Raw genomic sequence first — 24,059 nt, forward strand, 5'->3', positions numbered from 1 at the left:
GGTCGGCTACGGCCTCACCACGGTGCCGCCGAACGTCACGACAAGGCGGCCGTCCGCAGCGAACGACCAGCCCAGCGCTCCGTCGTACGACGAGCACCGGGAGCCGTTCGAACCGGTCCAGAACTGGTTCGAGCCGTCGGCGTCGCCGACCGTCTTGTCGTTCGACCCGTCGGAGCTGCGGCAGGAGGTGTTGTTCCGGTACACGGAAGTGCCCTTGTCGAAGGAGAAGTTGCGCTCCTCGTTGTCTATGCCGACGTTGTCGGACACCGTCATCGAGCCGGGGTTGCTGTTGTACGTGAATCCGTGGTGGCCGTTGCCGTAGGCGATGTTGCGGCGCACGATGTGGTCGACCTCGATGCCGTCGCCGCCGAGCTTGAAGCCGTTGCGGTCACCGTCGGCGTTCACGGTCCCGTCCGAGAGTGTGCCGTTGCTGTACGAGAGGGAGTCCTCGATGGTCACCGGGCCGATGGGGCCCGTCTCGTTCTTGGTGTAGAGGTCCCAGCCGTCGTCGATGTTGTTGTGGGACACCGTGTAGCGGAAGACGTTTCCGGGGCCGGAAGTGAGCTTGGAGGCGAAACCGTCGGCGTCCTCGCCGTCCGAGTCGGCGTTGTCGTGCGACTCCGAGCTCAGGATGAGGTTGTTGGCGGGCCACTCGTCGTCCGGGGTGGTCGAGGCGATCCGTGAGATCTGCAGTCCGGAGTCACGGTTGAAGCGCGTCACGACGCGTTCGACGATGTTGTTGCTGCCGCCGACGAAGATCCCGTTGTCACCGGCGTGCTCGACGGTGATGCCGTTGATGTGCCAGAAGTCGCCGTCCACGGCGAGCCCGCGGTTGGCCGGGTCCTCGCTCATCGCCGCGAAGTTCAGCACCGGCGCCTCCCCCGGGTACGCGGCCAGGGTCGTGCGCGCACTCGACGAACCGTCGTTGCCCGGCGGGATGGTGACCGTCTGTGCGTAGTGGTACGTCCCGCCGCGCAGGTAGACCGTGCCGCCGGACTCGACGCGGCTGATGGCCGAGGCGAGCGTGGTCGGGTCCGACTCGGTTCCGGCCGCGCCGTCCGTGCCGTCGGGTGCCACGTAGAGGGCGGTGGCGTCCAGTGGCACGGAGGCGGCCGCCGCCTCGCCGAAGGCGCTGAGTCCGGGGGCCGCGGACAACGCTCCGGCCCGGTGCGGGGTGGGCGCCGCCTGAGCGGCCGTGCCGGACACGGCGGCAAGCGAGCCGACCAGCAGGGTGACGCATGCGATGACGGGTTTGATCTGCATCGTTCGACTCCAGGTGGGGGTTGGTTCGTTCGACGAATTCGTGCAGCGTGGTCGTGCGATGGCTCGGTCCGCCTCTGGGTGTGGGGCGGCGGGTCGGCCAACTGCTCGGCGGCGACGGCGATTTCGACACGGGTGAGGCCGCGGCCGCGCCGGATGGGAACGGGGACTCCCCTTCTGTCGAGGGTCGGAACGTGGCACCGTGTCGGTTCAAGTTCATGAACGGTTCACTCGGAGGGGGACCGCCGAGCGGATCGCACAAGCGCTTTCTATGGACTCTAAGTATCGAGCATGTTCACGTCAATGGACATGTATCTGAAATCTAATCAACCTTGTGAACGACACTTGCGCACATCGCCCCGCACCCGTGACGACTGACGGCTTACGACTGACGGCCGACGGCCCCTGGGGGGGGCGCGCGACCGGAGGCGCTCAGTCGGTGTCGGCGTGGTGGGGGTTCACGGCCCTTCCGTGTCCACCACCGGCGGGAGCGCCGCACCGGCCGACAGCAGGTTCTGCGCCAGCGCGCGGCAGCGCGCACCGAGTTCCGGAGGGTCGAGTACCTCGAAGTCATGTCCCAGCAGGAGCACGTGCATGAGCACGGCGTCGAGGTCGGCAGCGCCACTGAGCACCTCGCACAGCTCACTCCCCCGCCTTCGCACGACGGCCGCCGAGGCCGGTATCTGCGCGCGCACCGTGTCGGCGGACGCGTGCACGAGGAAGCGTGCCCGGTGCGGGTAGACACGGCTCGCCACACCCTCCTGTACGTACGTCGCCGCGTCCGGCGCCGCGCGCGGGCTGAAGCGCCAGACCCGCGCGGCCACTTCGGTCATCCGGTCGACACGGAAGGTGCGCCAGTCGTCGCGGTCGATGTCGTAGGCGAGGAGGTACCACCGCCGGTCGGAGGCGACCAGGCGGTAGGGCTCGACCCGCCGCTGTCGCACCTCACCCCCGGACAGGTAGCCGAAGCCGGCCTCGACCTCGTCGCGGCAGGCCCTGGCCAGCGTCATGAGCGCCCCGGGATCGACCGGTGTACGGCCTCCACCGAAGGATTCGACCGCGCCCGAGAGTGCGCGCACCTCGTGCCGCAGCCGGGTGGGCAGCACCTGGTCGAGCTTCGTCAGCGCCCGGAGTGCGGCGTCGCCCGCACCGACGACCGCGCCACCCGCACCGGCGAGCAGCGCGACCGCGGTGGCGATCGCCTCCTGGTCGTCGAGGAGCAGCGGCGGCAGGTCCTGCCCCCGCCCGAGCCGGTAGCCGCCGCCGACACCTTGGCCGGCCCGCACCGGATAGCCCAGCGTGCGCAGCCGTTCGACATCACGTCGTACCGTGCGCGGCGTGACTCCCAGCCGGCCGGCGAGCTCGGGTCCGGTCCAGACCCGAGGCTGCTGCAGCAGCCCGAGCAGGGTGAGCACCCGCTCCGTCGTGCCCAGTACGTCACCACCTGCCACGTCCATGCCGTCACCCTGCCAGATGGCGGACCGATCCTGTCCGCCCCAGGTGTCAGGGTGGTCGCATGGACACTGACGCACGCGACCGGGAGCGGGCGCGGCGCGTTCTCCACCTGCACACGAGTCCAGCTACGAGCGGAGCAACCCGATGAGCCGGCACATCCAGGTCACCTTCGACGCCCACGACCCGCGGGCGCTCTCGTCCTTCTGGCGCGACGCGCTGGACTACGTCCACCCCGGGCCGCCCGGAGTCGACCTGCCCGAGGGCGCCGACCCGCTGGCGGCGTGGGACGACTTCCTCGCGCGGATCGGCGTACCGGAGGAACAGCGCAACTCGAGATCGGCCATCGAGGATCCGGCCGGGCACGGTCCACGCGTGTTCTTCCAGCAGGTACCGGAGGACAAGGTCGCAAAGAATCGCGTCCACCTCGACGTCCGCGCGGCTCCCGGACTGCGGGGAGAGGAGCGGATGGCGGCACTGGAGGCGGAGTGCGACCGGCTCGTCGCCCTGGGGGCCAAGCGCGTACGACGCGATGAGCCTGCTCCCCCGTTGAGCGCCGGCCTCATCGTGATGACCGACCCCGAGGGCAACGAATTCTGCCTCGACTGACACTGCTCGGCTCCTGCAGCCGACCTGTTGGCCCTGGACCTGCCCGCGGCCCGGCGTGCAGGACCAGGGACCTGGCCCTCCCGCACACGCCGGGGCGGGCAGCACCTCGAGGACCGCAGCAAGCTCCTCGCCGGCCGGGCGGCGACCCGCACCCGGGCCATGGACTCCACCGACCGGCTCAGCTGAGCGGCCGACGCCCCTCGGAGTCCCCGGCACCCTCCTCCTCCGCCGCCTCGGCGACGCGTTTGATGTGCGCCAGCCGACGGTCCCAGTCGGCCGCGAGGGAGGTCATCCACCGCGCCGTAGCGTCGAGCGCCGCGGGCCGTACGGCGTAGCGCACCTCGCGTCCGACCCGGGTGCCGGACACCAACTCCGCGGCATCCAGGACGGCGAGGTGCTTGACCACCGCCTGCCGCGACACGGGCAGCCGCTCGGCCAGCGTCGTCGCGGTGGCCTCACCCCGCGCGGCGAGCAGGTCGAGCAACTGGCGTCGCGTCGGGTCGGCGAGCGCGCCGAGGACGCTGCCGACGGCCTCGGCGGCACCAGGTCGTTCTTCCGTCATGCTGCGGGTTGTTCGGCACGCTGCTTGAGGGCGTCGAGCTCCAAGGGCCAGCCTCCGGTGTGGTCCTTGAGGTTCTGACTGCGCAGCTCCTCGGATCCCGCCAGTGCCGCGAACCCGCTCTCGACGACGCGCAGCCGCGTCCGGTCGCCCTCCTCGGTCAGCGTGAACTCGACGAGGGTGCTGTTGTCCTCGCGCAGTTCCTCTCCCGGGAACGCGCTGGTCCATCGGTACGCCAGGTACGTCGGCGGCCGGACCTTCTCCACACGCACCGGGAAGTCGCCGTGTTCGGCGTGCTTCGCCACCATCGATTCGCCCTCTCTCGCCACGGTGCCCGGCAGGGTCGCCTTGTCGGCCACCCAGAAGCCCGGCTGGGCCACCAGCGACCAGACCCTCTCCAGGGGCGCCTCGATCACGGTTTCGCGTTCGATCCGGTCCTCGCTCATGAGGTGACTCCGTTCCATCGTCGAGTGTGACTTGCAACTCCAGGGTTGCACGACCAGACTTCTGGCGCAACCAATTGGTTGCGCCAGAGGGCCTGCGGGGCGGAGCGGAGGATACCCTCGGCCCGCATGGGCTGCGCCACCCTTGTCACGCCCAGCGCACGGCTGGGCTCGTCCTTCGGACGCGCCGGGCAGACGAACGGATGGCGACCATGACCTATGTGATCGAAGTGCCGGATTCCGAGGACGCGTCGTCGATAGGGCCTCTGCATCTGAGGATCTGGCTGCAGACCTATCCCCACGCGGCGGCGGGTGTCGACGAAGCGTGGATACGTGAGCACCGTGGCCCCTCCGCCACCGCGGCAGGCATCGCCCAGTGGCGGGAGTTCATCGAAGCGGCCGGGCAACAGCCGGATCGGCTGTACTGCCGTGTGGTCCGCTCCGGGCGGGAGATCGTCGGCTTCCTGTGCGGTCGCCGGGGCGCGGCGGTCACCCTCGGGCCGATGTATCTGCTGGACGAAGTCCAGGGGCACGGCGTCGGGGGCCGGCTGATGAGGGAATTCCTCGCCTGGACCGGTGGCGCGTCCGTGTTCCTGTGGGTCACCGAATACAACGAACGGGCAGTCCGCTTCTACGAACGCTACGGATTCGAGTCCACGGGCGAGCACGAGCTCTGGCGAGGACGACTGCCGAACATGCGCATGGTTCGACCGCCCGCGCCGAGCGACGAACGTGACCCAGCCACCCGCCACGGCGATTCATCGAATTCCTGACAGGTGCGCTCCCGGCTGCCTCGCCTCGTCCACTGCCGGAACCCGGCGCGCACAGCTGGCGCACTTCCCCGGCGCCGCGCCCGGCCACCCGTCAGTGGCCGCCGCCGTGGAAGCCATGCTCGCGCAGGACCGCACTCAAGGCCGTCGGTTCCCGGGCGATCAGGTCGGCCAGCGTCGGGCCGACAGCCGCGAACTCGCCGGCGCGGGCGGCCGCGAAGATGCCCAGCAGGTGATCGGCCGCGTCGACAGGCACACCGTTGCCCCTCAACTGGTCGCGGAACCGGTCGTCGGACGCGGTGGTCCGCGTGAAGGCACGACCCGTGACATCTGAGGCGAGGGCGGCGACCTCGTCGAAGGTGAAGGCCCGTGCGGCGGTGAGCGGGGGCGTAGGGCCGTCGAACCGGCCTTCGTCGGCCAGGATGGCCGCGGCCGCGTCGGCGAGGTCGGCGTGGGCCGTCCAGCTCACCGGACCGTCCTCGGGGAGCTCCAGGCAGCCGGACTCGGCGGCATGGCCGAGGAACTGCACCGCGGCTGCCGCATGGAAGCCGTTGCGCAGCGCGGTGAACGGCACACCCGAGGCGCTCAGCGCCCGCTCGGTGGCGGCATGGTCGCGGCAGGCCTGGAAGTGGGACGAGGCGCCGGCCCCCATGTGGCTGGTGTAGAGGATGCGGCGCGCACCCGAGGCGACGGCCGCGTCGATGGCGGTTCGGTGGAGGCGTACCGCCTCCTCGCCCATCCGGTCGACGGACACGATGAGGACCTGGGAGGCGCCCTCGAAGGCATGGGCGAGGCCGCCGGGCTCGTCGAAACTGCCGCGCCGCACTCGTACCCCCTGGTCGGCGAAGGCCTGGGCCTTCCTCGGGTCACGGACGCTGACGCCCACCTGATCCGCCGGCACGCGTACCAGCAGGCTTTCGACGATCCGACGCCCGAGCTGCCCGGTGGCTCCGGTCACGATGATCATGCTGCACTCCCCACTTGGTTCCACTGGAATCAATTACACGATAACACCGTTACTAACGACGGAACCAGCAGCGCTGTATCGTCGATACATGCCACCCCGTCCCCCCAGCACCACCGCCGCCGGTTCCGGAACCACGGCCTCAGAGCGCGAGCAGCCGCGGCAGCGCGTGATCGAGGCCGCCGCAGACCTCCTCGCACGCGAGGGCCGCGACGCGGTCACCACTCGGGCGGTAGCCGTCGCGGCGGGCCTTCAACCCCCGGCCATCTACCGACTGTTCGGCGACAAGGACGGGCTGCTCGAAGCGGTCGCCGAGCACGGCTTCGCCAAATTCCTCGCGGCCAAGCACGTCGAAACCGAGCCCCGCGATCCCATCGAGGACCTGCGGGCCGGCTGGGATCTGGCGGTCGAATTCGGCCTGGACAATCCAGCCCTGTACTCGCTGATGTACAGCGAGCCCACGGAGCCGGCATCGGCCGCCTTCCAGGCCGGAATGGAGATCCTGAAGGGCCGGATCCGGCGCCTCGCCGCCGGTGGCTGGCTCCGCGTGGACGAGGAACTGGCAGCGATGATCATCCATGCCACGGGGCGCGGAGCCGTGCTCACATGGCTCTCCCTGCCGGAGGACCGGCGCGATCCGGCACTGTTGACCGCGCTGCGGGAATCCATGGTCACCGCCGTGACCAACCAGGAGCCGGCCGTGCGGCGCGCAGGGCCGGCCGGCGCCGCGCGCGCCCTGCGCGCCGCGCTGCCCGATCAGACGACTCTCAGCGCTTCGGAGCAGCAGCTCCTCAGGGAGTGGCTGGACCGCCTCGCCTCCGACAGCCGGCAGGCCTGACGCGGCCGGGTCCGCCGTCAGCCGGCTACGGAATGCGCCAACTGTTCGCGGTGCGCCCGGGCCGTCGCCACCAGTACGTCGAGGGTGTCCCGGGTCCGCAGGAGGTCGTCGATGTGCGCGGACAGCCGCTCGCGCTCCTGGGCCATCCGCTCCAGCGCGGAGTCGGAGTTCTCCCTGCTGGGCGCGTCGACACAGGGCAGCAACTCGACGATGGTGCGGCTGGACAGTCCTGCCGCGTAGAGGCGCTGGACGAACGCGACCCGTTCGACGTCATCCTGCGTGTAGTGCCGCTGCCCGCTGGAACTGCGGGTGCTGGTGAGCAGGCTCTGCTCCTCGTAGTAGCGCACGGACCGGACGCTGACCCCGGCCCGTGTCGCGAGTTCCCCGATGCGCACGCAACCCTCCCCCATGGTGTCCTGCGTCACAGGACTTGCCTCTGACATCAATGTGAGGTTTTAGCGTAACTGCATGCCCGGGTCCGGGCACCGCTGAACGCGAAGGAGTTCTGACGTGACATCCCTTTTCACCGGCTACGGTCTCGCCGGTCTGACGCTGCCCAACCGGGTGGTCATGGCCCCGATGAGCCGGGTACGGGCCGCCGCCGGCGGGCTGGCGACGCCGTCCATGGCCGCCTACTACGCCCAGCGGGCCAGTGCCGGACTGATCGTGAGCGAAGGGGTCCAGCCGAGCGTCATCGGGCAGTCCAATCCGGGGACGCCGGGGCTGCACACCGACGAGCAGGTCGCCTCCTGGCGCCCCGTCACCGCCGCCATCCGTGCCAACGGTGGGCGGATCTTCGCCCAGATCATGCACGGCGGCCGGGTCTCGCACCCCGACACCACCGGCATACAGCCGATCGGGCCCTCGGCCGTCCCCGCCGTCGGTGACGTGTTCACCCCGTCCGGGCCCCAGCCCGCCCCCATGCCCCGCGCCCTGGACACCACCGAGGTGCCCGAGCACGCGCAGTCGTACGCCCGGGCCGCCCGCCGCGCCGTCGACGCCGGCTTCGACGGAGTGGAACTGCACGGCGCCAACGGCTACTTGATCTCCCAGTTCCTCTCGACCAACGCCAACCTGCGAACGGACCGATACGGCGGCCCGATCGCCAACCGGATTCGATTCGCCGTCGAGGCCACCGCCGCCACCGTCGACGCCGTCGGCGGTGCCAGGACAGGAATCCGCCTCTCGCCGGGCGGGCTGTTCTGGGGCGTCGAGGACAGCGAAACCGTCGAGCTCTACACCGCGCTCCTCAGCGAACTGGCCCGCCTCGACGTCGCGTACGTCCATCTCGAGGCCACCGTCGAGGAGGAGGCACTCCTCACGCTGCGCCGCGCATGGCCGGGCACCCTGATCATCAACCCCACCCTTCCGATGGGGCCCAAGCAGACCGGCCGGGACGACGCGGACCACTGGCTCGGACTGGGCGCCGACCTGATCAGTTTCGGCCGCGCCTTCATTGCCAACCCCGATCTCGTCGAGCGGCTGCGCGGCGGGCTGCCGCTCGCCCCTGTCGACGAGGCCACGTACTACCAGGGCGGCGATGCCGGCTACCTGACTTACCCGGCCTACCAGTACGCGGCCTGAAACCCCTGAGGCACCCGCCGGTGAGCGTGTCGCCGGCGGGCTGCCGGTGCGTGCACGTCAGTACGCGGCGCCGGGCCCTGATGCCCCGTCGGGAGCCGGACGGTCGAGGGCCTTGTGCGCCGCCCGGGGCATCGCTCCCTGGGGCCGGAGGGCCGCAATCGCGGCACGTGACGCACGCCATCCTTTGCGCCCGCGATCTCTGGGAAGGTCTCCGGTACGGTGTCGAACGCTCCGGGCCCGAGAACCACGGAGCACTTCGCCACCGCCACGTGACCACCGGATGCCGATACGCGCATCCCGTGCGACATCGCCTGTCCTGAGGCCACGCGCCCGTGACACGACTGGGGAGTTTGATGTTCGACAAGGTATTGGTCGCCAACCGCGGGGAGATCGCGATCCGGGCGTTCCGCGCGGCGTTCGAGCTCGGAATCTCCACCGTGGCCGTGTATCCCCACGAGGACCGCAATTCCCTGCACCGCGCCAAGGCCGACGAGGCCTACCGGATCGGGGAGCCCGGGCATCCCGTACGGGCCTACCTCTCGGTGGACGAGGTGATCAAGGCCGCCCGGAAGGCGGGTGCCGACGCGATCTACCCCGGGTACGGCTTCCTGTCAGAGAATCCGGACCTCGCCGCTGCGTGCTCCGAAGCCGGGATCACGTTCGTCGGGCCGCCGGCATCGGTGCTGAACCTGACGGGTAACAAGTCCCGGGCGGTCGCGGCCGCCCGGGCTGCCGGTGTTCCGGTGCTGAAGTCGTCCGAGCCCTCCGAGGACGTCGACACGCTCGTCGCGGCCTCCGCCGACATCGGCTTCCCGGTCTTCGTGAAGGCCGTCGCAGGTGGCGGCGGGCGCGGGATGCGCAGGGTCGCGGAACCGGGTGAGCTGCGCGAGGCGATCGACGCGGCCATGCGTGAGGCCCGTTCCGCGTTCGGGGACGCGACGGTCTTCCTGGAGCAGGCGGTGATCAACCCCCGCCACATCGAGGTGCAGATCCTCGCCGACGCCGACGGCAATGTCGTCCATCTCTACGAGCGCGACTGCTCGTTGCAGCGCCGCCATCAGAAGGTCGTCGAGATCGCGCCCGCCCCGAACCTGGACCCGGAGCTGCGGAGCCGGATCTGTGCCGACGCGGTCGCCTTCGCACGTCACATCGGGTACGTGAACGCGGGCACCGTCGAGTTCCTCGTCGACGAGCGCGGCAACCACGTGTTCATCGAGATGAACCCGCGCATCCAGGTCGAGCACACCGTCACCGAGCAGGTCACCGGACGCGACCTGGTGATCGCACAGCTGCGCATCGCCGCCGGCATGACGCTGCCCGACCTTCATCTCACCCAGGACGACATCACCCTCAACGGCACGGCGCTGCAGTGCCGCATCACGACCGAGGACCCGGCCAACGGCTTCCGGCCGGACACCGGCACCATCTCCGCCTACCGCTCCCCGGGCGGTCCCGGCGTCCGGCTGGACGGGGGAACCGTCCACACGGGCGCCGAGGTATCGGCCCACTTCGACTCGATGCTGGTCAAGCTGACCTGTCACGGGCACGACTTCACCAACGCGGCCCGTCGTGCGCGCCGGGCCATCGCGGAGTTCCGCATCCGCGGCGTGGCGACGAACCTGCCGTTCCTCGGAGCGGTGCTCGACCAGCCCGACTTCCGCGCGGGGCGCATCACGACCAGCTTCATCGAGGAGCATCCGGAACTGATCCGGGCCCGCCCGTCGGCCGACCGGGGCAGCCGCATGCTGGGCTATCTCGCGGAGACCACCGTCAACCGGCCGTACGGTCCCCGGCCCTCCGTCATCGAGCCCGCCGACAAGCTGCCCGCCCTGCCGGCCGGGACGCCGCCGGCCGGGTCGCGTCAGCGCCTCGCCGCCGTCGGTCCGGAGGCCTTCGCCGCCGAACTGCGCGCCCAGTCGGCCGTCGCCGTCACCGACACCACGTTCCGCGACGCCCACCAGTCGCTGCTGGCCACCCGGGTCCGTACCCGCGACCTGCTGGCCGTCGCCCCGCACGTCGCGCACACCGTGCCGCAGCTGCTGAGCGTCGAGTGCTGGGGCGGGGCCACCTACGACGTGGCGCTGCGCTTCCTGGCCGAGGACCCGTGGGAGCGGCTGGCCAAGCTCCGGGAAGCCGTGTCGAACATCTGTACGCAGATGCTGCTGCGCGGGCGCAACACGGTCGGCTACACGCCCTATCCGACCGAGGTCACCGAGGCGTTCGTCGCCGAGGCCGCGTCCACCGGGATGGACATCTTCCGGATCTTCGACGCCCTCAACGACGTGTCCCAGATGCGCCCGGCGATCGACGCCGTCCGCGCCACCGGCACCTCGGTCGCCGAGGTGGCCCTCTGTTACACCGCGGACCTCTCGGACCCCGGTGAGACCCTGTACACGCTGGACTACTACCTGCGTCTCGCCGAGCAGATCGTGGAGGCGGGCGCGCATGTGCTCGCCATCAAGGACATGGCCGGACTGCTGCGTCCGCCGGCGGCCCGCACCCTCGTCACCGCGCTGCGCGAACGGTTCGACCTGCCGGTCCACCTGCACACCCACGACACGGCCGGCGGGCAGCTGGGCACGCTGATCGCCGCGATCGACGCGGGCGTGGACGCGGTGGACGCGGCAGTCGCCTCCATGGCCGGAACCACCAGCCAGCCCCCGATGTCCGCGCTGGTGGCCGCCACGGACCACACCGAGCGCGCGACCGGTCTCTCGCTCCAGGCGGTCGGCGACCTGGAACCCTACTGGGAGGCGACCCGCAAGGTGTACGCCCCCTTCGAGTCCGGGCTGGCGTCGCCCACCGGCCGGATCTACCACCACGAGATCCCGGGCGGGCAGCTGTCCAACCTGCGTCAGCAGGCCATCGCCCTCGGCCTGGGCGACCGCTTCGAACTCATCGAGGACTGCTACGCCGCTGCCGACCGCATGCTCGGCCGGCTGGTGAAGGTGACCCCGTCGTCGAAGGTGGTCGGCGACCTGGCGCTGCATCTGGTGGGCGCGGGTGTCGAGGCGTCGGACTTCGAGTCCGATCCCGGCAAGTTCGACGTGCCGGACTCCGTGATCGGCTTCCTGCGGGGCGAACTCGGTGACCCGCCCGGTGGCTGGCCGGAGCCGTTCCGTACACGCGCGCTGGCGGGACGGCCTGCGAAGGCGCAGACGCCGCACCTGTCGGACGAGGATCTCGAAGCTCTGCGCGAGTCCCCGCGCGCCACGTTGAACCGGCTCCTGTTCCCCGGCCCGACGAAGGAGTTCAACGCCCACCGCGAGGCGTACGGAGACACGTCCGTGTTGCCTACGCAGGACTTCCTGTACGGCCTGGAGACAGAGACCGAGCACACGGTCACGCTCGACCCCGGTGTCACCCTGCTGATCGAGCTGGAGGCGATCTCCGAGCCCGACGAGCGCGGTTTCCGCAGCGTACTGGCCACCCTCAACGGGCAGTTGCGGCCGGTTTCGGTACGGGACAAGTCCGTGGCGACCGATGTGAAGGCGGCGGAGAAGGCGGACCGCGGCAACCAGAGCCATGTCGCCGCACCGTTCGCCGGCGTCGTGACGCTGCAGGTCGAGGAGGGCACGTCGGTGTCGGCCGGCCAGACGGTCGCCACCATCGAGGCGATGAAGATGGAGGCCTCGATCACCGCGCAGGCCGCGGGAGTGGTGCGCCGCCTGGCGATCGGCAAGGTCCAGCAGGTCGAGGCCGGTGATCTGCTCATCGAGGTCGGCTGACACGCCTGGCCCGCCCGTACGTCTGCGGGCGGGCCGCAGCGCCGGTCGCAGCCCAGCCGTCAGTATGCGGAGGGCGGAAGTCGCGCGCCTCCGAATTTCGCAGCGTGGTCCCACCCGGTTCCGGGCGGCCTCAGGGAATGTAGCGGCGGAATCCCTGTGCCGCGGCCTTGAAGCCGCACGCTTCGTAGAAGGTGTGCACGTAGGCGTCGTCCGCTGCCAGCAACTGCACTTTGTAGCAGCCGCTCTCCTCGGCGAGACGGACGGCAGCGTCCATCAGCAGACGACCGACGCCGCGCCGCTGCGCGGTTCCTGCCACCACGACGTTCTCCACGAACAGGATGGCCCGGCCACCCCGGGTGAGGTTCGGCATGACCAGGCAGTCCGCGGTTCCGGCGATCGTGTGGGCAGCGTCCGCGACCAGGACGGTACGTCCGCGTTGCCGCGAGATCTGTTCCCACACGCCACGTGCGGTTCCGGGGGTCAACGGAGCATCGTCGGGGTTCAGTTCGCTGTAGAGGGCCAGCAGCGCCGGCAGGTCGTTCTCGGCCGCCGGCCGTACGGTGATCTTCATGGGCTGAGCTTATGCGTGGGGTTCGTCCGCCGGCCCGGTACGCATGTCACTGTGGTGCCATGACCATTGACGTGCGCCCGGCATCGGACTTCGAGGACGTCCGTGCGCTCATCGGCCCGAAGTCGGCGGAGGCCAGCGTCTGCTGGTGCCTGAGCCACCGCATCCCGTCCCGGCTCAACAACGAGCTGCGCGGTCCGGCACGCGGTGAGTACGTCGCCGAGTTGTGCCACGGGCAGCCGCCGCCCGGTGTCCTCGCCCACGACGGCGACGAGCCGGTCGGCTGGGCCGCCGTGGCGCCGCGCTCGGACACCTCGTTCGCGCGCAGCCGCAGGATTCCCTGCGTCGATGACCTGCCGGTGTGGTCCCTGTGGTGCATCCGCGTGCGCCCCGGCCACAGGAAGAAGGGCATCTCACACGCCCTCATCGCCGGCACCGTCGAGTTCGCCCGCGCCCACGGCGCGCCGGCGGTCGAGGCGTATCCGCTCGACAGCGGTGACGCCCGGGTCGACCTGACGATGGCGTACGCCGGGATCCGGAAGAACTTCGAGCGCGCCGGGTTCACCCATGCCGCCGACACCACGTCCGTCCTGGCCGGGCATCCCCGGGTCCTGATGCGCCTCGACCTGCGCTGAAGGCCGGGCGCACGACGGCCCTTCGCGGACTCGGCCCAGCTCTCATCGCCGGTGCGGTCCGCCGAACCACTTCGCGATCGCCGTCGTGGCCGTGACGTTGGACCCCAGGTGACACGACTCCTGGTGGTCGACGTCCCCGGCATCGCCGGCCGGGACACAGACGGGGAGTCGCACGTCACAGGCGGCCCTGTCACATTCTTCCCGGCCGGTCCGTCACAGGGGTGTATCCGTTCACCATCCAGGGAGTACACCATGGAAGCGCGCTTGAACCTGTTCGCCAACCCGCTCGCGGCCAAGTCCTTGAAGCACCTGGTCGCCGCAGGAAGGACCTTCGCGGACTCGACGCTGCCCGCAGCGACGGCGGAGCTGGTGAAGCTCCGCGCGAGCCAGATCAACGGCTGCGGTGTCTGCACCGACATGCACACCAAGGACGCCACTGCCGCCGGGGAGACCGCGACCCGCCTCCACCTCGTGGCGGCCTGGCGGGAGGCGACGGTCTTCACCGACGCCGAGCGCGCCGCGCTGGAGCTGGCGGAGCAGGGCACCCGCATCGCTGACGCGGCCGGGGGCGTCACGGACGAGGCCTGGGCGAATGCCGCCAAGTACTTCGACGAGGATCAGCTCGTCGCGCTCGTGGCGACCATCGCCTTCATCAACACCTTCAACCGGCTGAACGTCATCGTCCAGCAGCCCGCGGGCGACTACCAGCCCGGCCAGTTCGACTGACCCGGAGTCTCGGGACAACGAGAACGGCCTGGGGGGGGCTGCCCTGCCGCGGCCGTGCCCGCACCCTGTGCGCGGCGGCGGCAGGCAGGCGGTCACTCCGGCCGGCGGGGCAGTCCCAGCTCACCCGCCCGCAGCCCGGCCTGGAAGCGTGAGCCGGCGTCGAGCGTGGCCATCAGCTCCGCCACGCGCCGGCGATAGGTGCGCAGCGAGACGCCGAGCCGCCTGGCCGCGGATGCGTCGGTGCGCCCGGAACCGAGCGCTTCGAGGATCGTGCGGCCGTCGGCGTCGAGGTGCGGTATGTCCCGGAGCAGGTAGGTGTCGAGTTCGACGGAGTTGTCCCAGATCGCCGAGAACAGCGCGTGCACCCCATCGACCATGGTCGGCGATGTCGTCACGGTGTACTGGCGGCCGGTGGGCGTCTCGCGGCCTGCGAGGATCGTGACCCGCCGGTCGATGATGATGGTTTCGTGGGGCAGGGGCGAGCCACTGATCCGCACGAGGGCGCCCTGCCCCTGCACCGATCGCACATGTTCGCGGGTCGCCTCATCGGCGAGCGCCATCGGGCTGAGCAGTTTGCGGGCGGTCAGCCCCGGAGACTCCGCCCCCCGCATCCGCTTGCGGACCGCCTCTCTGGCGGCGGGCTGCGACCAGGTGTCGAGGTCCCGTGCGGCGCACAGGAACTCGGTGCGCACGGACTCGAAGAGATGACCGGCGCGCGCGATCAGCTCCGCATCCCCCTGGACCGAAAACATCTGTTCATTCCGCACCCCGCCAGTCTGGCAGCAAGCTGCCACGGGTTCGCCCTGCCGTGCCCCGGCGCACACCCTGTGTCTCATGACGATCAAGACCTTCTCCCTCGGTGGAGACCTGCCCGTCGCTCGGCTCGGCTTCGGCGCCATGCGCCTGGCGATGGGTACCTTCGACGGCCCGACGCGGGATCCGCGCACCGGTGTCGCCGTGCTCCGGCGCGCCGTGGCACTGGGCGTGAACCACATCGACACGGCGGGCTTCTACGGCAGGGGTGCCGTGCGCGCCAACGAGCTGATCCATACGGCTCTGACTCCCTACCCGGACGACCTGGTGATCGCGACGAAGGTCGGGCCGCTGCCCGGACCCGAGGGCGTGCCCAGCGGGCAGGCGACGGCCGGTCAGCTTCGAGCTCTGGTCGAGGCGGATCTGCGAGCCCTCGGTCTGGACCGGCTCGATCTGGTCTACCTGCGGGTGGGCGGCATGACCGGGCCGGGCGGCGAATCGATCGCGGAACGGTTCGCGGTTCTGGCCGGGCTCCGCGCGGAGGGGCTGATCCGGCACCTGGGCGTCAGCAATGTCGACGCCGGGCAGTTCGCCGAGGCACGGGCCATCGCGCCCGTCGCGGCGGTGCAGAACCAGCACACCGATGACATGGAGCTGCTCGCGGAATGTGAGGCAGCGGATATCGCGTACGTGCCGTACTTCCCGCTCGGCGGTGGCCGTACCCCGATCGACACGGACCGGCTCGGCAAGGTCGCAGCCCGCCTGGGGGCGACCCCCGCTCAGGTACGGATCGCCTCACTGCTGGCCGCGTCACCCTCGGTGCTGGCGATTCCGGGCACCGGCTCTCTCGATCATCTGGAGGAGAACCTCGCGGCGAACGCTCTCGGTCTCGCTGAGGAGGACCTGTCCGAGCTGCGCGGCTGAGACCGGCACGAGTGGGCCACTCGCGAGAAGCCACCGGTCTCCCCGCATGAAACAGGGCCCGGAACCAATTGGTTCCGGGCCCTGTTCCGACAGTAGCGGGGACAGGATTTGAACCTGCGACCTCTGGGTTATGAGCCCAGCGAGCTACCGAGCTGCTCCACCCCGCGTCGTTGTGATCCCCAGCCTATGCCATATCCGCGGCCCCCATGACCACCCTCCGGCCGGGCCCGGTGATCCCGGATGTCACCACGGATGGGGCGCTGCGGCGAAGAACCCGCCGGTGGCGACGTCGGACTGCCGGTCGACACGGCAAGGGTGCACTCCCGTACGGTAGTTGCCTCAGCACACTACACAGAGGGAGCACTCGTATGCCGATCGCGCTCGGTCTCGGTCTGCCGCAGACGAAGCAGTACGACATCGGCCGCGACGTCGCCGTCGTGGCGCGCGCCGCGGAGGCCGTCGGGTACGAGAGTCTGTGGGTGTTCGAGCGCATCCTCTTTCCCGAACCCGCGGTCCAGGGCCTGTACGGCGTTCCGGGGCTGGCCTGGCCCGATCACTACCGCGGCGTCGCCGACCCGTTGGTGACGCTGACACTGGCCGCCGCGGCCACCGAGCGGGCCCGGCTCGGCACGAGTGTTCTCGTCGCCCCGTTGCACGTGCCCTTCCAGCTCGCCCGCTCGCTCGCGTCGCTGGACGCCGCCAGTGGTGGACGGGTGATCGCGGGGCTGGGCACGGGGTGGTCCCTGGATGAGTACGCGGCCGCTGCCGTCGCCCCCTTCGAGAGGCGCGGTGAGGTTCTGGACGAACTGCTGGACGTGTGCGCAGCCGTCTGGGGGCCTGACCCCGTTTCGTACAAGGGCAGTCTGACCACCATCGCGCCGTCCGAAGTGGGGCCCAAGCCCGCGCGTCCCATCCCCGTCTATCTGCCGGCCACCGGCCCCCGGGCCACTCGGCGTCTGATCGACCGGGCCGACGGCTGGATGCCCGTCGCGATGGGAGCCCCGCAGCTCTCCGAGCAGTGGCAGCGGGTGCGGGACGTAGCCGCCGAGCGTGGGCGCGAGCGCCCGGTCGAGGTCTGCGCCCGTGCCAACGCGCGGTACAGCGCGAGGCCTGTGCCCGGTGCGGGCCGGCGGCCCTTCCACGGCGATGTCGCGCAGATCGTCGAGGATCTCGTCGCGCACGCCGCCACGGGGATTCCGGAGATCGTGCTCGACCTCCAGACCTCGCTCCGTGACGCCCGCGAACTCGTCGACGTGGCAACCGAGGTGTACGAGGCCGCTCGGGCCGCGGGGGTCTGAGCAGGGCCTGCGTGGAACCCGGGCCGGGGCCCGGGTGGCATCAGCGCCCCAGTGGTTTCCTGTGGGCAGCTTCAGTGGAGACCGCCGACGGAGGAACGTGACCCATGGACGACCGCACCGCGCTGGCCGAACGGTTCGAGGAGGACAGGAGCCACCTGAAGGCGGTCGCGTACCGGATGCTGGGGTCGGTGAGCGAAGCCGACGACGCGGTGCAGGAATCCTGGCTGAGGGCTTCCCGGGCCGATGTCAGTGAGGTGCACAACCTGACCGGGTGGCTGACCACCGTGGTGGGCCGGGTGTGTATGAACATGCTCCGCACCCGTCGTACGCGCCGTGAGGAACCTCTCGACACCTACGACCGGTCTCCCGGGCCCGGCGAGGGGGACGACCCGGAGCGGGAGGCCCTGCTCGCCGACTCCGTCGGGCTGGCGCTGCTGGTGGTGCTCGACCGGCTCGCGCCGGCGGAACGCCTCGCCTTCGTGCTGCACGACATGTTCGCCGTGCCGTTCGCCGAGATCGGGCCGCTGCTCGACCGTTCCCCGGACACCGCCCGGCAGCTCGCAAGCCGTGCGCGCCGCCGGGTCAAGGGAGCCACCACGTCGGCGGATGCGGATCTGCCCCGACGCCGGCGGGTCGTCGAGGCGTTCCTGTCCGCTTCCCGCGCCGGGGATTTCGACGCTCTGGTAGCACTGCTCCACCCCGATGTGGTGCTGCGCGCCGACCGGTCGGTCATTCCCACCCCCGAGCCCGTCGTGGTCCGAGGCGGTCACACCGTGGCGAAGGGCGCGATGGCGGCCACGGGCCGTGCCCTGTTCACCGGGGTCGCGCTCGTCGACGGCGAGGTCGCGCTGGCGATGGCGCCGCACGGACGACTGCGTCTGGTCCTCGGTTTCACCATCGTGGACGGTCTGGTCACGGGCATCGACGTCGTCGCCGACCCGGACCGGCTCGCCGCGTTCGAGATCGGCGTCCTCGACCACTGACGCGGATGCGCGGCCCGGTCACCGGCACGTCGTCACAGTCGGCCCGGGCCCGCGGAGCTCGACTGCGGCTCGGCGCCCGGCACGGGGCCGGACGGAACAGCGGGCGGCCTTCGTCCGGGCCGTCACGCTGCCGGTCGGGCAGGGCGTCGGTAGGCGACGCCATCCTTGGTCCGCGCCAGCAGGCCGCCGATGACCATATAGCGGCGCAGCGCCGCGCAGTCCTCATGGACCGTGAGGAGGGCGTCGTTGACTTCGCGTTCGGTGTACGTCCGGTCGGGCCGGAACAGCGTGTCCGCGAGGTGTTCCAGGAGCTGCTCGCGGCGGGCCGTCCTGCGCGGGATCGTCGTCAGCCGCCCATGGGAGAAGAGGGCGGCCACACCGTGGCTGGAGCTTGATCGGTTGTCGGACATGACCCGGAGCCTTTCAGCCGGATCCGGCACCCGGCAACATGTTTCTCCGGAGACCGGACCGGAGCTGTGGCGAGGGGCCGCCGTGTCTGCCCGACGCCTGTCGGAGTCAGGCGAGTTGACGCGCGGACGCCCCGAGGGTTTCCTGCTGCGATGACGGAACTTCGTATCGAGCGGGTGGACGGCGACGCCATGCTCAAGGACTGGCAGTACGTCCACAACGCGATCATCCCGACGGCCGTGCTGTCGCTCGCGGAGGTACGCGAACGGGCCGGCCGCAACCGGCTCGCCGTCGCCTATCTCGGCGAGCTCGCGATGGGCTGCTCGACCGTGCGGCCGCCCGCCGACGGCGCTTCGGCGGCCACCGTGATCGCGAGGGTGCTGCCGGACCACCGCGGCAGGGGATTCGGCGGGCAGCTGTACGAGCGCGGCCTGGCGGACGCGCGCGCGCTCGGAGCCGATGTCATCGAGACCTGCGTCCTGGAGTCCAACCCGGAAGGGCTGCGCTTCGCGCTCGGCCGCGGCTTCATCGAGACCGAGCGCTATGTGCTGCCGGGTGACAGCGTGCCGTTCATCGATCTGCGGCTGGTCTGACGCCGATGGGGGCGGCGCTCCGCGGCGGTCGCTGGGCGCGGGCTGTCATTCCGCGGCGGCGGCGAGTTCGCGCACCGTCGCCATGTCGCTGAAGGGGATGAGCTGTTCGCCGACGATCTGGTAGGGCTCGCTGCCCTTCCCCGCCACCAGCACGATGTCGTCGGGTCCGGCGTCCGACAGGGCGAAGGCGATCGCCGCGCGCCGGTCCGCGTGACGTTCGAACCTCGTGCCCGTGGACCTGAGGCCCGGGGTGATCTGATCCATGATCGCCTCGGGGTCCTCGTTCCTCGGGTTGTCCGAGGTCAGGACGCACAGGTCGGAGCGGGCCCCGGCGATCTCGCCCATGCGTGCCCGCTTGGTCACGTCCCGGTCTCCCCCGCAGCCGAAGACGGTGATGACCCGGCCCGTGGCGAAGTCCCTGACGGCACCGAGCACCTTGTCCAGGGAGTCCGGGGAGTGGGCGTAGTCCACGATCACCGCCGTGCCGCTCGGCGTCTCGAACCGTTCGAGCCGCCCGGGTACCGGGGGCATCCGGTCGAGCGCACTCACCAGCCCGGCGAGGTCGTGTCCCAGGAGGTGGCAGGCGGCCACGGAGGCGAGTGCGTTGGAAACGGAGAAGCGGCCGGGCACCGGGATCGCCGCCGGGTACTTGTCGCCCCCGTGGTGGAGGGTGAAGCGGGTGCCGAAGGCGTTCATGCTCAGGTCGGTGGCACGGTAGTCGGCCGGCGCGTCGATGCCGTACGTGGCGACCCTGCCGGGCATCGTCGGTACGATCGCGGCCCCCACCGGGTCGTCCGCGTTGACCACGGCACTGCGGCACAGCCCCTGGAAGAGGCGGAGTTTGGCGTCGCGGTAGTGCTCCATCGTTCCGTGGTCGTCCAGATGGTCCTGCGTGAGATTGGTGAAGATGCCCACGTCCAGGAAGGCGTGATCCACCCTGTGGTGCAGCAGGCCCATCGAGGTGGCCTCCAGGACCACGGTGCCCACCTCCTGGTCGCGCATCCGGCCGAGGAGGTACTGGAAGTCAGGTGACTCCGGCGTGGTCAGAACCGAGCGGGGCATCGGGATGAGTTCGTCGCCGATGCGGCTCCCCGCCGTTCCGATCACGCCGACCTTGGCGCCCTCCGCGATCCTCAGCACGGATTCGACCATGTACGAGACGGAGGTCTTCCCGTTGGTACCGGTGACGGCCACCATGTTCATGGAGCGGCCGGGCTCTCCGAAGTAGCGGGAGGTGACGACCGCTGCCGCGGTACGGGTGTCCGCCACCCGCACCACGCACGCGCCGGCCCCGGCGGCGTGCACGGCCGCCAGGACATCCGGCGCACGGCTGTCGAGGAGTACGGCGACGGCTCCGCGCGCCAGAGCGGGGCCCACGGCCTCGGGGCCACCCTCGCGGTGGTCGGGTACGGCGATGTAGAGCGAGCCGGGCGTGACGCGATGGGCGTCGAAGCAGGGTCCGGCGGTGATCGGGGTTTCCGGATCGCCGAGGAGAACCTCGTGATCGTGACCGGCCAGCAACTCCCTCAGGTTCATGCGGGGGTCCTCTCGAGAATGCGGCTCGGCCCGCCGGCGGCCGTCGCGGATTCCGACGGTGCGCCGCGGGAGCTGCGCATGGTGCGGGGTGCTGCGGTCTGCGCAGCGAAGGAGTGAATCGGCTCCGGTGGCGGAGCGGGAGAACGCGGCCGGGACGGGAGTGCGTCGTGCGACGGCCGGTGAAGTCGGGTTCTGGTCAGCCGTGGCCGTGCAGGGCGCGGCAGCGCGCCCGGGGAGCGGCGGGGCCCAGCATGAGGGGCGCCCTCAGCAGGCACTCCCTCACCACATCTGTGTGACCCATACGGGGAGTGTACGTCCCGTGGACCGCGCCGGGCACCGGTGATGGTCGCAGCCGAAGCGGGGGCCGGTCCATCGCGCTGCTGGTCACCGCCTGCGGCTCGGGGAGCGGCGTTCCTGGAAGTGCACGGAGGGCCTGCCTCGCGGGAGTGGATGCTCCCGCGCGACAGGCCCTCCGGTTCGGCCGTCCGGTGTCAGGCCGTGTGCAGAGTCAGCCCGTACCGGTTCAGGATCTCGTTGATCGGCTGGTGCCAGGTCTCGCCACCGGAGCCGCAGTTGCCCCATCCGCCCGAGGTGACGCCCTGTGCCTGGTCCCCGCTGATGAAGGAACCGCCCGAGTCACCCGGCTCGGCGCACACACTGGTCTTGGTCATCTGGTGCACCGCGCCCTGGCTGTAGTTGACGGTCTCGTTGGTGGCGAGCACGTTTCCGCAGTGCCAGTGCGAAGTGGATCCGGAACGGCAGATCGACGCCCCGACCGGTGCCACGGCGGAGCCGCGGACCAGCTGGTCCGAGACGGTTCCCCAGCCGAGGACCACGGGGACGGTCCACCAGCCGTTGCCCACGCTGACCCAGGCGTAGTCGTTGTCCGGGAAGGACGATCCCTGGAAGTTGCCTATCCCCGACCCGTCCCATCCTCTGACCGACGCGCCCGCCTGCCCGCAGTGGCCGGCGGTGACGAAGCCGCCGTACACGGAGAAGCCGATGGAGCACCGGACGTTGCCCGTGTAGTACGGGTCGCCGCCCACCGTCCCGGCGGAGAAGGTCCGCGGTGCCTCGGCGGTCTGCTCGACGGCGACGGGGCCCGCGTCCCTGGCCCGGTCGATGAACGCGAGGACATCGTTGTCGGACCGCGCCGAGGAGACGACGTTCACGACGACCTTGTTGGCCTCGGGGTCGACGTGCCAGCTGCTGACACCGGCGGGCGCCGGCAGCCGGTCGATCTTCGCCTTGGCGGCGTCGAGACTGCGGGCGGTGTGTGTGACCAGACGGACGGCGGCGCCTGTCGCCCGTACGGAAGCTGCCTGTTTCTCGCTGGTGACGGCGACCGTGAGGCCGCCCGTCGACGGGTCGAACCAGGAGCCGCCGTACGACGATCCCGCGGCGCGCTGGGCCTTGGGCTGGATCGCGGTCGCCGTCTTCTCCGCGGCGAGCCGCGCCCTGGCCTGACTTTCCGTCAGGCCGAGGTCCTTCTGCATGGCGGTCAGCAGACCGGCGGACGCCTGTCGTGTGTCGGCGGCGGTGCGGGAACCTGCTGTGGGTGTGTCCGCGGCCTGGGCGGACGGGAAGCCCGCGCCCGCCCAGGCTCCGAGGAGGAGCACAGCGGACAGGGCGGTGCGTAAAGCCGTGGTGCGTCTCATGGTCTTGGCCCTTCTGTTGTTCCGGCGACGTGGGGGAGGAACAGCAGGCGTCCGGGAGACGCTCGCTTGAGAGCGCTCTCAGAGTGTGCCGATCCGGACTGTAGCCGAGAGTCTTTTGCAGGTCCATGCCAATGACAGATCGCGGGGCCACCTCGAAGGATCCGCCGGCGAAATCCCGTCAGTGCTGATCGGGGCGGTAGGTGAACCCGCTCCACAGTCCACGCAGCGCCGAGTCGTCCCTCCAGAACTCGGGGCCCGCCGCCGGGTCCGCCGTTCCCCAGATCCTGATCGAGTCGGGTGAGGCGTCATCGAGGGGCTCCCACCCCGGATCGCCCGTGGCCGCGAATCCGGCCCAGGACGCGACCATCCGCTCCGAGAGTCGGTGGTCCGACGGCGTCGGCGGGCCGCCGATCAGGAACTGGACGCTTTCCTCGGCCAGGTTCCCGAAGGCGAACGGAATGTCCGCACAGTGCCAGGCGTACACCCCCGGCCCGGATCCGCCACGCTGCCGGACGAAACGCGACAGGTAGGTGCGTCCTCCCGTCCGGGCATGGCCCGCGGCGATCCGGTTGCTGTACTCGCCGAACGACAGGTCCCCGTACACCGCCAGCTGGACATCACGCACGGTCGCGTCGGGAACCAGACGGCGATAGCCCGCCGGCAAGCTGTCCGGAAGGCCGAAGTCCTGCACGAAACGAGCCAGTTCTCCCTCGGTGGTGACCTCGGCGCAGCCGCCGACGGCTCCCATCAGCCAGTACTCCTGGGTGGTGTGGCAGACGAGGAGATCGATCGCAGGGGCCGCCCCTGCCGCGATCAGGTCCAGCGGGTCGGCACGGAGGAAGTGCCCGTCGGCGACCGGGCCGAAGATGACGGGATCCCAGGAGAGGGGTCCTGAGCGCGGACCCTGCCGGTATCCCTCGACGACCGCGTCGGACGCCCGCACCAGCGCCTGCGGGGACGCTGCTGCCAGACCGGCGTGCGTCGCGGCAGTACCCGCCGCAGCGGCCACCTCCCGCATGAGGTGCTCGGCGAACTCCGGATCGAAGACCGGGCCGACGGCGCTGTGCGCGATCGCCCGCCGGAACAGCCCCCGTGCCGCGTCCACGGTCATCAGACAGGCCACGGACGTCGCCCCGGCGGACTGCCCGGCCGCGGTGACGTTGCCCGGGTCTCCCCCGAAGGACGCGATGTTGTCGCGCACCCACTCCAGTGCGGCGATCTGGTCGAGCAGCCCGCGGTTCGGCGGGCAGGGGTCCTCGCCGTGTGCCGGGACATGGCCGAAGCCCTCGAATCCGGTGCGGTAGTTGAGGGTGACCACCACGAGGCCGGCCAGAGCCAGCGCCGTACCGTCGAAGTCCGGCTGGGCGCTGGACCCGAAGGTGTAGGCCCCGCCGTGGATCCAGACGAGCACCGGCAGCCGGCGGTCCTCCGCTCCGAGTTCACGTACGGGTGTCCATACGTTGAGGCTGAGGATGTCCTCGTCGCCGGGTGCCCAGCTCGGAGCGCCCGGCAGTTCCGCCGACTGCGGCGAAACGGGGCCGTACTCCACGCAGTCGCGGATGCCCTCCCAGGCTCGCCGGGGACGCGGCTCCCTGAACCGGCCAGCTCCGAAGGGGGGCTCCGCGTACGGGATACCGAGGACGGCCACGACCCCCCGGTCCGGTGCGCGTCCGCTCACTCGGCCGCTCGTTGTGTCGAATACGCCGGTCAAGGCTGCTCTGCCATCCTTCGCTCCCCCGCCCGGGCGGACGGCACGAAGATCAGAATGGC

Annotated in this window: 23 protein-coding genes and 1 tRNA gene; 11 read left to right on the forward strand and 13 right to left on the reverse strand. The window is 70.7% G+C overall.

The window, feature by feature from the left end; genetic code table 11:
• Nucleotides 1-6: 6 nt before the first annotated feature.
• Both ACFYPA_RS00290 and ACFYPA_RS00295 read right to left on the reverse strand, forming a co-directional pair.
• Nucleotides 7-1,263, reverse strand: a complete 1,257-nt coding sequence (locus ACFYPA_RS00290) for a right-handed parallel beta-helix repeat-containing protein (RefSeq protein ID WP_359080329.1) — start codon at nt 1,261-1,263, stop codon at nt 7-9.
• A gap of 455 nt (nt 1,264-1,718) precedes the next feature.
• The gene (locus ACFYPA_RS00295; RefSeq protein WP_359080327.1) at nt 1,719-2,717 is read right to left on the reverse strand and encodes a YafY family protein; all 999 of its coding nucleotides are present in this window, start codon (nt 2,715-2,717) and stop codon (nt 1,719-1,721) included.
• Between the two features lie 142 nt (nt 2,718-2,859).
• Here ACFYPA_RS00295 and ACFYPA_RS00300 point away from each other — a divergent pair, with 142 nt between their 5' ends.
• Complete coding sequence (locus ACFYPA_RS00300; protein WP_359080325.1) at nt 2,860-3,321, forward strand: VOC family protein; 462 nt, start codon at nt 2,860-2,862, stop codon at nt 3,319-3,321.
• Nucleotides 3,322-3,499: 178 nt separating this feature from the next.
• Here ACFYPA_RS00300 and ACFYPA_RS00305 read toward each other — a convergent pair whose 3' ends face one another.
• Both ACFYPA_RS00305 and ACFYPA_RS00310 read right to left on the reverse strand, forming a co-directional pair.
• A complete protein-coding gene (locus ACFYPA_RS00305) occupies nt 3,500-3,883 on the reverse strand; it encodes a metalloregulator ArsR/SmtB family transcription factor (protein ID WP_359080323.1) in 384 nt (127 codons plus the stop codon).
• Complete coding sequence (locus ACFYPA_RS00310) at nt 3,880-4,326, reverse strand: SRPBCC domain-containing protein (protein WP_359080322.1); 447 nt, start codon at nt 4,324-4,326, stop codon at nt 3,880-3,882. Before ACFYPA_RS00310 ends, ACFYPA_RS00305 begins: the two co-directional genes overlap by 4 nt.
• 200 nt (nt 4,327-4,526) lie before the next feature.
• Between ACFYPA_RS00310 and ACFYPA_RS00315 the strand changes: the two genes are divergently transcribed.
• Nucleotides 4,527-5,096, forward strand: a complete 570-nt coding sequence (locus tag ACFYPA_RS00315) for a GNAT family N-acetyltransferase (RefSeq protein WP_389128433.1) — start codon at nt 4,527-4,529, stop codon at nt 5,094-5,096.
• A 91-nt stretch (nt 5,097-5,187) separates the two neighbouring features.
• Here ACFYPA_RS00315 and ACFYPA_RS00320 read toward each other — a convergent pair whose 3' ends face one another.
• The gene (locus ACFYPA_RS00320) at nt 5,188-6,060 is read right to left on the reverse strand and encodes an NAD(P)H-binding protein (protein WP_359080319.1); all 873 of its coding nucleotides are present in this window, start codon (nt 6,058-6,060) and stop codon (nt 5,188-5,190) included.
• 88 nt (nt 6,061-6,148) lie between these two features.
• On the opposite strand from ACFYPA_RS00320, the gene ACFYPA_RS00325 reads away from it, so the two are divergent.
• A complete protein-coding gene (locus ACFYPA_RS00325; RefSeq protein WP_359080317.1) occupies nt 6,149-6,895 on the forward strand; it encodes a TetR/AcrR family transcriptional regulator in 747 nt (248 codons plus the stop codon).
• Nucleotides 6,896-6,912: 17 nt separating this feature from the next.
• Here ACFYPA_RS00325 and ACFYPA_RS00330 read toward each other — a convergent pair whose 3' ends face one another.
• Complete coding sequence (locus ACFYPA_RS00330; RefSeq protein WP_359080316.1) at nt 6,913-7,290, reverse strand: MerR family transcriptional regulator; 378 nt, start codon at nt 7,288-7,290, stop codon at nt 6,913-6,915.
• 115 nt (nt 7,291-7,405) lie between these two features.
• Between ACFYPA_RS00330 and ACFYPA_RS00335 the strand changes: the two genes are divergently transcribed.
• Nucleotides 7,406-8,479 carry an alkene reductase gene (locus ACFYPA_RS00335; protein WP_389128438.1) on the forward strand — a complete coding sequence of 358 codons (1,074 nt, stop codon included), beginning with the start codon at nt 7,406-7,408 and terminating at the stop codon, nt 8,477-8,479.
• A 353-nt stretch (nt 8,480-8,832) separates the two neighbouring features.
• Nucleotides 8,833-12,207, forward strand: a complete 3,375-nt coding sequence (locus tag ACFYPA_RS00340; protein WP_359080312.1) for a pyruvate carboxylase — start codon at nt 8,833-8,835, stop codon at nt 12,205-12,207.
• Nucleotides 12,208-12,337: 130 nt separating this feature from the next.
• Here ACFYPA_RS00340 and ACFYPA_RS00345 read toward each other — a convergent pair whose 3' ends face one another.
• A complete protein-coding gene (locus ACFYPA_RS00345; protein WP_359080310.1) occupies nt 12,338-12,778 on the reverse strand; it encodes a GNAT family N-acetyltransferase in 441 nt (146 codons plus the stop codon).
• Between the two features lie 59 nt (nt 12,779-12,837).
• On the opposite strand from ACFYPA_RS00345, the gene ACFYPA_RS00350 reads away from it, so the two are divergent.
• Both ACFYPA_RS00350 and ACFYPA_RS00355 read left to right on the forward strand, forming a co-directional pair.
• Nucleotides 12,838-13,410, forward strand: a complete 573-nt coding sequence (locus tag ACFYPA_RS00350; protein ID WP_359080308.1) for a GNAT family N-acetyltransferase — start codon at nt 12,838-12,840, stop codon at nt 13,408-13,410.
• Between the two features lie 252 nt (nt 13,411-13,662).
• Nucleotides 13,663-14,136 carry a carboxymuconolactone decarboxylase family protein gene (locus ACFYPA_RS00355; RefSeq protein ID WP_359080306.1) on the forward strand — a complete coding sequence of 158 codons (474 nt, stop codon included), beginning with the start codon at nt 13,663-13,665 and terminating at the stop codon, nt 14,134-14,136.
• A gap of 92 nt (nt 14,137-14,228) precedes the next feature.
• Here the strand turns inward: ACFYPA_RS00355 and ACFYPA_RS00360 are convergent, their stop codons facing one another.
• Nucleotides 14,229-14,888: a DNA-binding response regulator gene (locus ACFYPA_RS00360; protein WP_359080304.1), complete on the reverse strand. Its 660-nt coding sequence runs from the start codon at nt 14,886-14,888 to the stop codon at nt 14,229-14,231.
• 82 nt (nt 14,889-14,970) lie between these two features.
• Here ACFYPA_RS00360 and ACFYPA_RS00365 point away from each other — a divergent pair, with 82 nt between their 5' ends.
• A complete protein-coding gene (locus tag ACFYPA_RS00365; protein ID WP_359080302.1) occupies nt 14,971-15,813 on the forward strand; it encodes an oxidoreductase in 843 nt (280 codons plus the stop codon).
• Nucleotides 15,814-15,906: 93 nt separating this feature from the next.
• Here the strand turns inward: ACFYPA_RS00365 and ACFYPA_RS00370 are convergent.
• A tRNA-Met gene (locus ACFYPA_RS00370) sits at nt 15,907-15,980 on the reverse strand.
• Nucleotides 15,981-16,181: 201 nt separating this feature from the next.
• Between ACFYPA_RS00370 and ACFYPA_RS00375 the strand changes: the two genes are divergently transcribed.
• Together ACFYPA_RS00375 and ACFYPA_RS00380 are read left to right on the forward strand one after the other, a co-directional pair.
• Nucleotides 16,182-17,111 carry a TIGR03619 family F420-dependent LLM class oxidoreductase gene (locus ACFYPA_RS00375; RefSeq protein ID WP_359080300.1) on the forward strand — a complete coding sequence of 310 codons (930 nt, stop codon included), beginning with the start codon at nt 16,182-16,184 and terminating at the stop codon, nt 17,109-17,111.
• Between the two features lie 104 nt (nt 17,112-17,215).
• Nucleotides 17,216-18,094, forward strand: a complete 879-nt coding sequence (locus ACFYPA_RS00380) for a sigma-70 family RNA polymerase sigma factor (RefSeq protein ID WP_359080298.1) — start codon at nt 17,216-17,218, stop codon at nt 18,092-18,094.
• Nucleotides 18,095-18,216: 122 nt separating this feature from the next.
• Here the strand turns inward: ACFYPA_RS00380 and ACFYPA_RS00385 are convergent, their stop codons facing one another.
• Nucleotides 18,217-18,504 (reverse strand): DUF2087 domain-containing protein, encoded by a 288-nt coding sequence (locus tag ACFYPA_RS00385; protein WP_359080296.1) that lies wholly within the window; start codon nt 18,502-18,504, stop codon nt 18,217-18,219.
• A gap of 150 nt (nt 18,505-18,654) precedes the next feature.
• Here ACFYPA_RS00385 and ACFYPA_RS00390 point away from each other — a divergent pair, with 150 nt between their 5' ends.
• The gene (locus ACFYPA_RS00390) at nt 18,655-19,095 is read left to right on the forward strand and encodes a GNAT family N-acetyltransferase (protein WP_359080294.1); all 441 of its coding nucleotides are present in this window, start codon (nt 18,655-18,657) and stop codon (nt 19,093-19,095) included.
• 45 nt (nt 19,096-19,140) lie between these two features.
• Here the strand turns inward: ACFYPA_RS00390 and ACFYPA_RS00395 are convergent, their stop codons facing one another.
• From ACFYPA_RS00395 to ACFYPA_RS00405, 3 genes are all read right to left on the reverse strand, one after another.
• Nucleotides 19,141-20,631: a UDP-N-acetylmuramoyl-L-alanyl-D-glutamate--2,6-diaminopimelate ligase gene (locus ACFYPA_RS00395; protein ID WP_359080292.1), complete on the reverse strand. Its 1,491-nt coding sequence runs from the start codon at nt 20,629-20,631 to the stop codon at nt 19,141-19,143.
• Nucleotides 20,632-21,122: 491 nt separating this feature from the next.
• Nucleotides 21,123-22,289: a S1 family peptidase gene (locus ACFYPA_RS00400; RefSeq protein WP_359312235.1), complete on the reverse strand. Its 1,167-nt coding sequence runs from the start codon at nt 22,287-22,289 to the stop codon at nt 21,123-21,125.
• 178 nt (nt 22,290-22,467) lie between these two features.
• A complete protein-coding gene (locus ACFYPA_RS00405; protein ID WP_389128450.1) occupies nt 22,468-24,000 on the reverse strand; it encodes a carboxylesterase/lipase family protein in 1,533 nt (510 codons plus the stop codon).
• Nucleotides 24,001-24,059 lie beyond the last annotated feature (59 nt).

Origin of the sequence: Streptomyces sp. NPDC005775, from assembly GCF_042871565.1 — a bacterium.
GTDB lineage: Bacteria > Actinomycetota > Actinomycetes > Streptomycetales > Streptomycetaceae > Streptomyces.

Coding starts and splice junctions, on each gene's coding strand:
- ACFYPA_RS00290 (WP_359080329.1), bottom strand. CDS start 1,263: ATGCAGATCAAACCCGTCATCGCATGCGTCACCCTGCTGGTCGGCTCG.
- ACFYPA_RS00295 (WP_359080327.1), bottom strand. CDS start 2,717: ATGGACGTGGCAGGTGGTGACGTACTGGGCACGACGGAGCGGGTGCTC.
- ACFYPA_RS00300 (WP_359080325.1), top strand. CDS start 2,860: ATGAGCCGGCACATCCAGGTCACCTTCGACGCCCACGACCCGCGGGCG.
- ACFYPA_RS00305 (WP_359080323.1), bottom strand. CDS start 3,883: ATGACGGAAGAACGACCTGGTGCCGCCGAGGCCGTCGGCAGCGTCCTC.
- ACFYPA_RS00310 (WP_359080322.1), bottom strand. CDS start 4,326: ATGAGCGAGGACCGGATCGAACGCGAAACCGTGATCGAGGCGCCCCTG.
- ACFYPA_RS00315 (WP_389128433.1), top strand. CDS start 4,527: ATGGCGACCATGACCTATGTGATCGAAGTGCCGGATTCCGAGGACGCG.
- ACFYPA_RS00320 (WP_359080319.1), bottom strand. CDS start 6,060: ATGATCATCGTGACCGGAGCCACCGGGCAGCTCGGGCGTCGGATCGTC.
- ACFYPA_RS00325 (WP_359080317.1), top strand. CDS start 6,149: ATGCCACCCCGTCCCCCCAGCACCACCGCCGCCGGTTCCGGAACCACG.
- ACFYPA_RS00340 (WP_359080312.1), top strand. CDS start 8,833: ATGTTCGACAAGGTATTGGTCGCCAACCGCGGGGAGATCGCGATCCGG.
- ACFYPA_RS00345 (WP_359080310.1), bottom strand. CDS start 12,778: ATGAAGATCACCGTACGGCCGGCGGCCGAGAACGACCTGCCGGCGCTG.
- ACFYPA_RS00350 (WP_359080308.1), top strand. CDS start 12,838: ATGACCATTGACGTGCGCCCGGCATCGGACTTCGAGGACGTCCGTGCG.
- ACFYPA_RS00355 (WP_359080306.1), top strand. CDS start 13,663: ATGGAAGCGCGCTTGAACCTGTTCGCCAACCCGCTCGCGGCCAAGTCC.
- ACFYPA_RS00360 (WP_359080304.1), bottom strand. CDS start 14,888: ATGTTTTCGGTCCAGGGGGATGCGGAGCTGATCGCGCGCGCCGGTCAT.
- ACFYPA_RS00365 (WP_359080302.1), top strand. CDS start 14,971: ATGACGATCAAGACCTTCTCCCTCGGTGGAGACCTGCCCGTCGCTCGG.
- ACFYPA_RS00375 (WP_359080300.1), top strand. CDS start 16,182: ATGCCGATCGCGCTCGGTCTCGGTCTGCCGCAGACGAAGCAGTACGAC.
- ACFYPA_RS00380 (WP_359080298.1), top strand. CDS start 17,216: ATGGACGACCGCACCGCGCTGGCCGAACGGTTCGAGGAGGACAGGAGC.
- ACFYPA_RS00385 (WP_359080296.1), bottom strand. CDS start 18,504: ATGTCCGACAACCGATCAAGCTCCAGCCACGGTGTGGCCGCCCTCTTC.
- ACFYPA_RS00390 (WP_359080294.1), top strand. CDS start 18,655: ATGACGGAACTTCGTATCGAGCGGGTGGACGGCGACGCCATGCTCAAG.
- ACFYPA_RS00395 (WP_359080292.1), bottom strand. CDS start 20,631: ATGAACCTGAGGGAGTTGCTGGCCGGTCACGATCACGAGGTTCTCCTC.
- ACFYPA_RS00400 (WP_359312235.1), bottom strand. CDS start 22,289: ATGAGACGCACCACGGCTTTACGCACCGCCCTGTCCGCTGTGCTCCTC.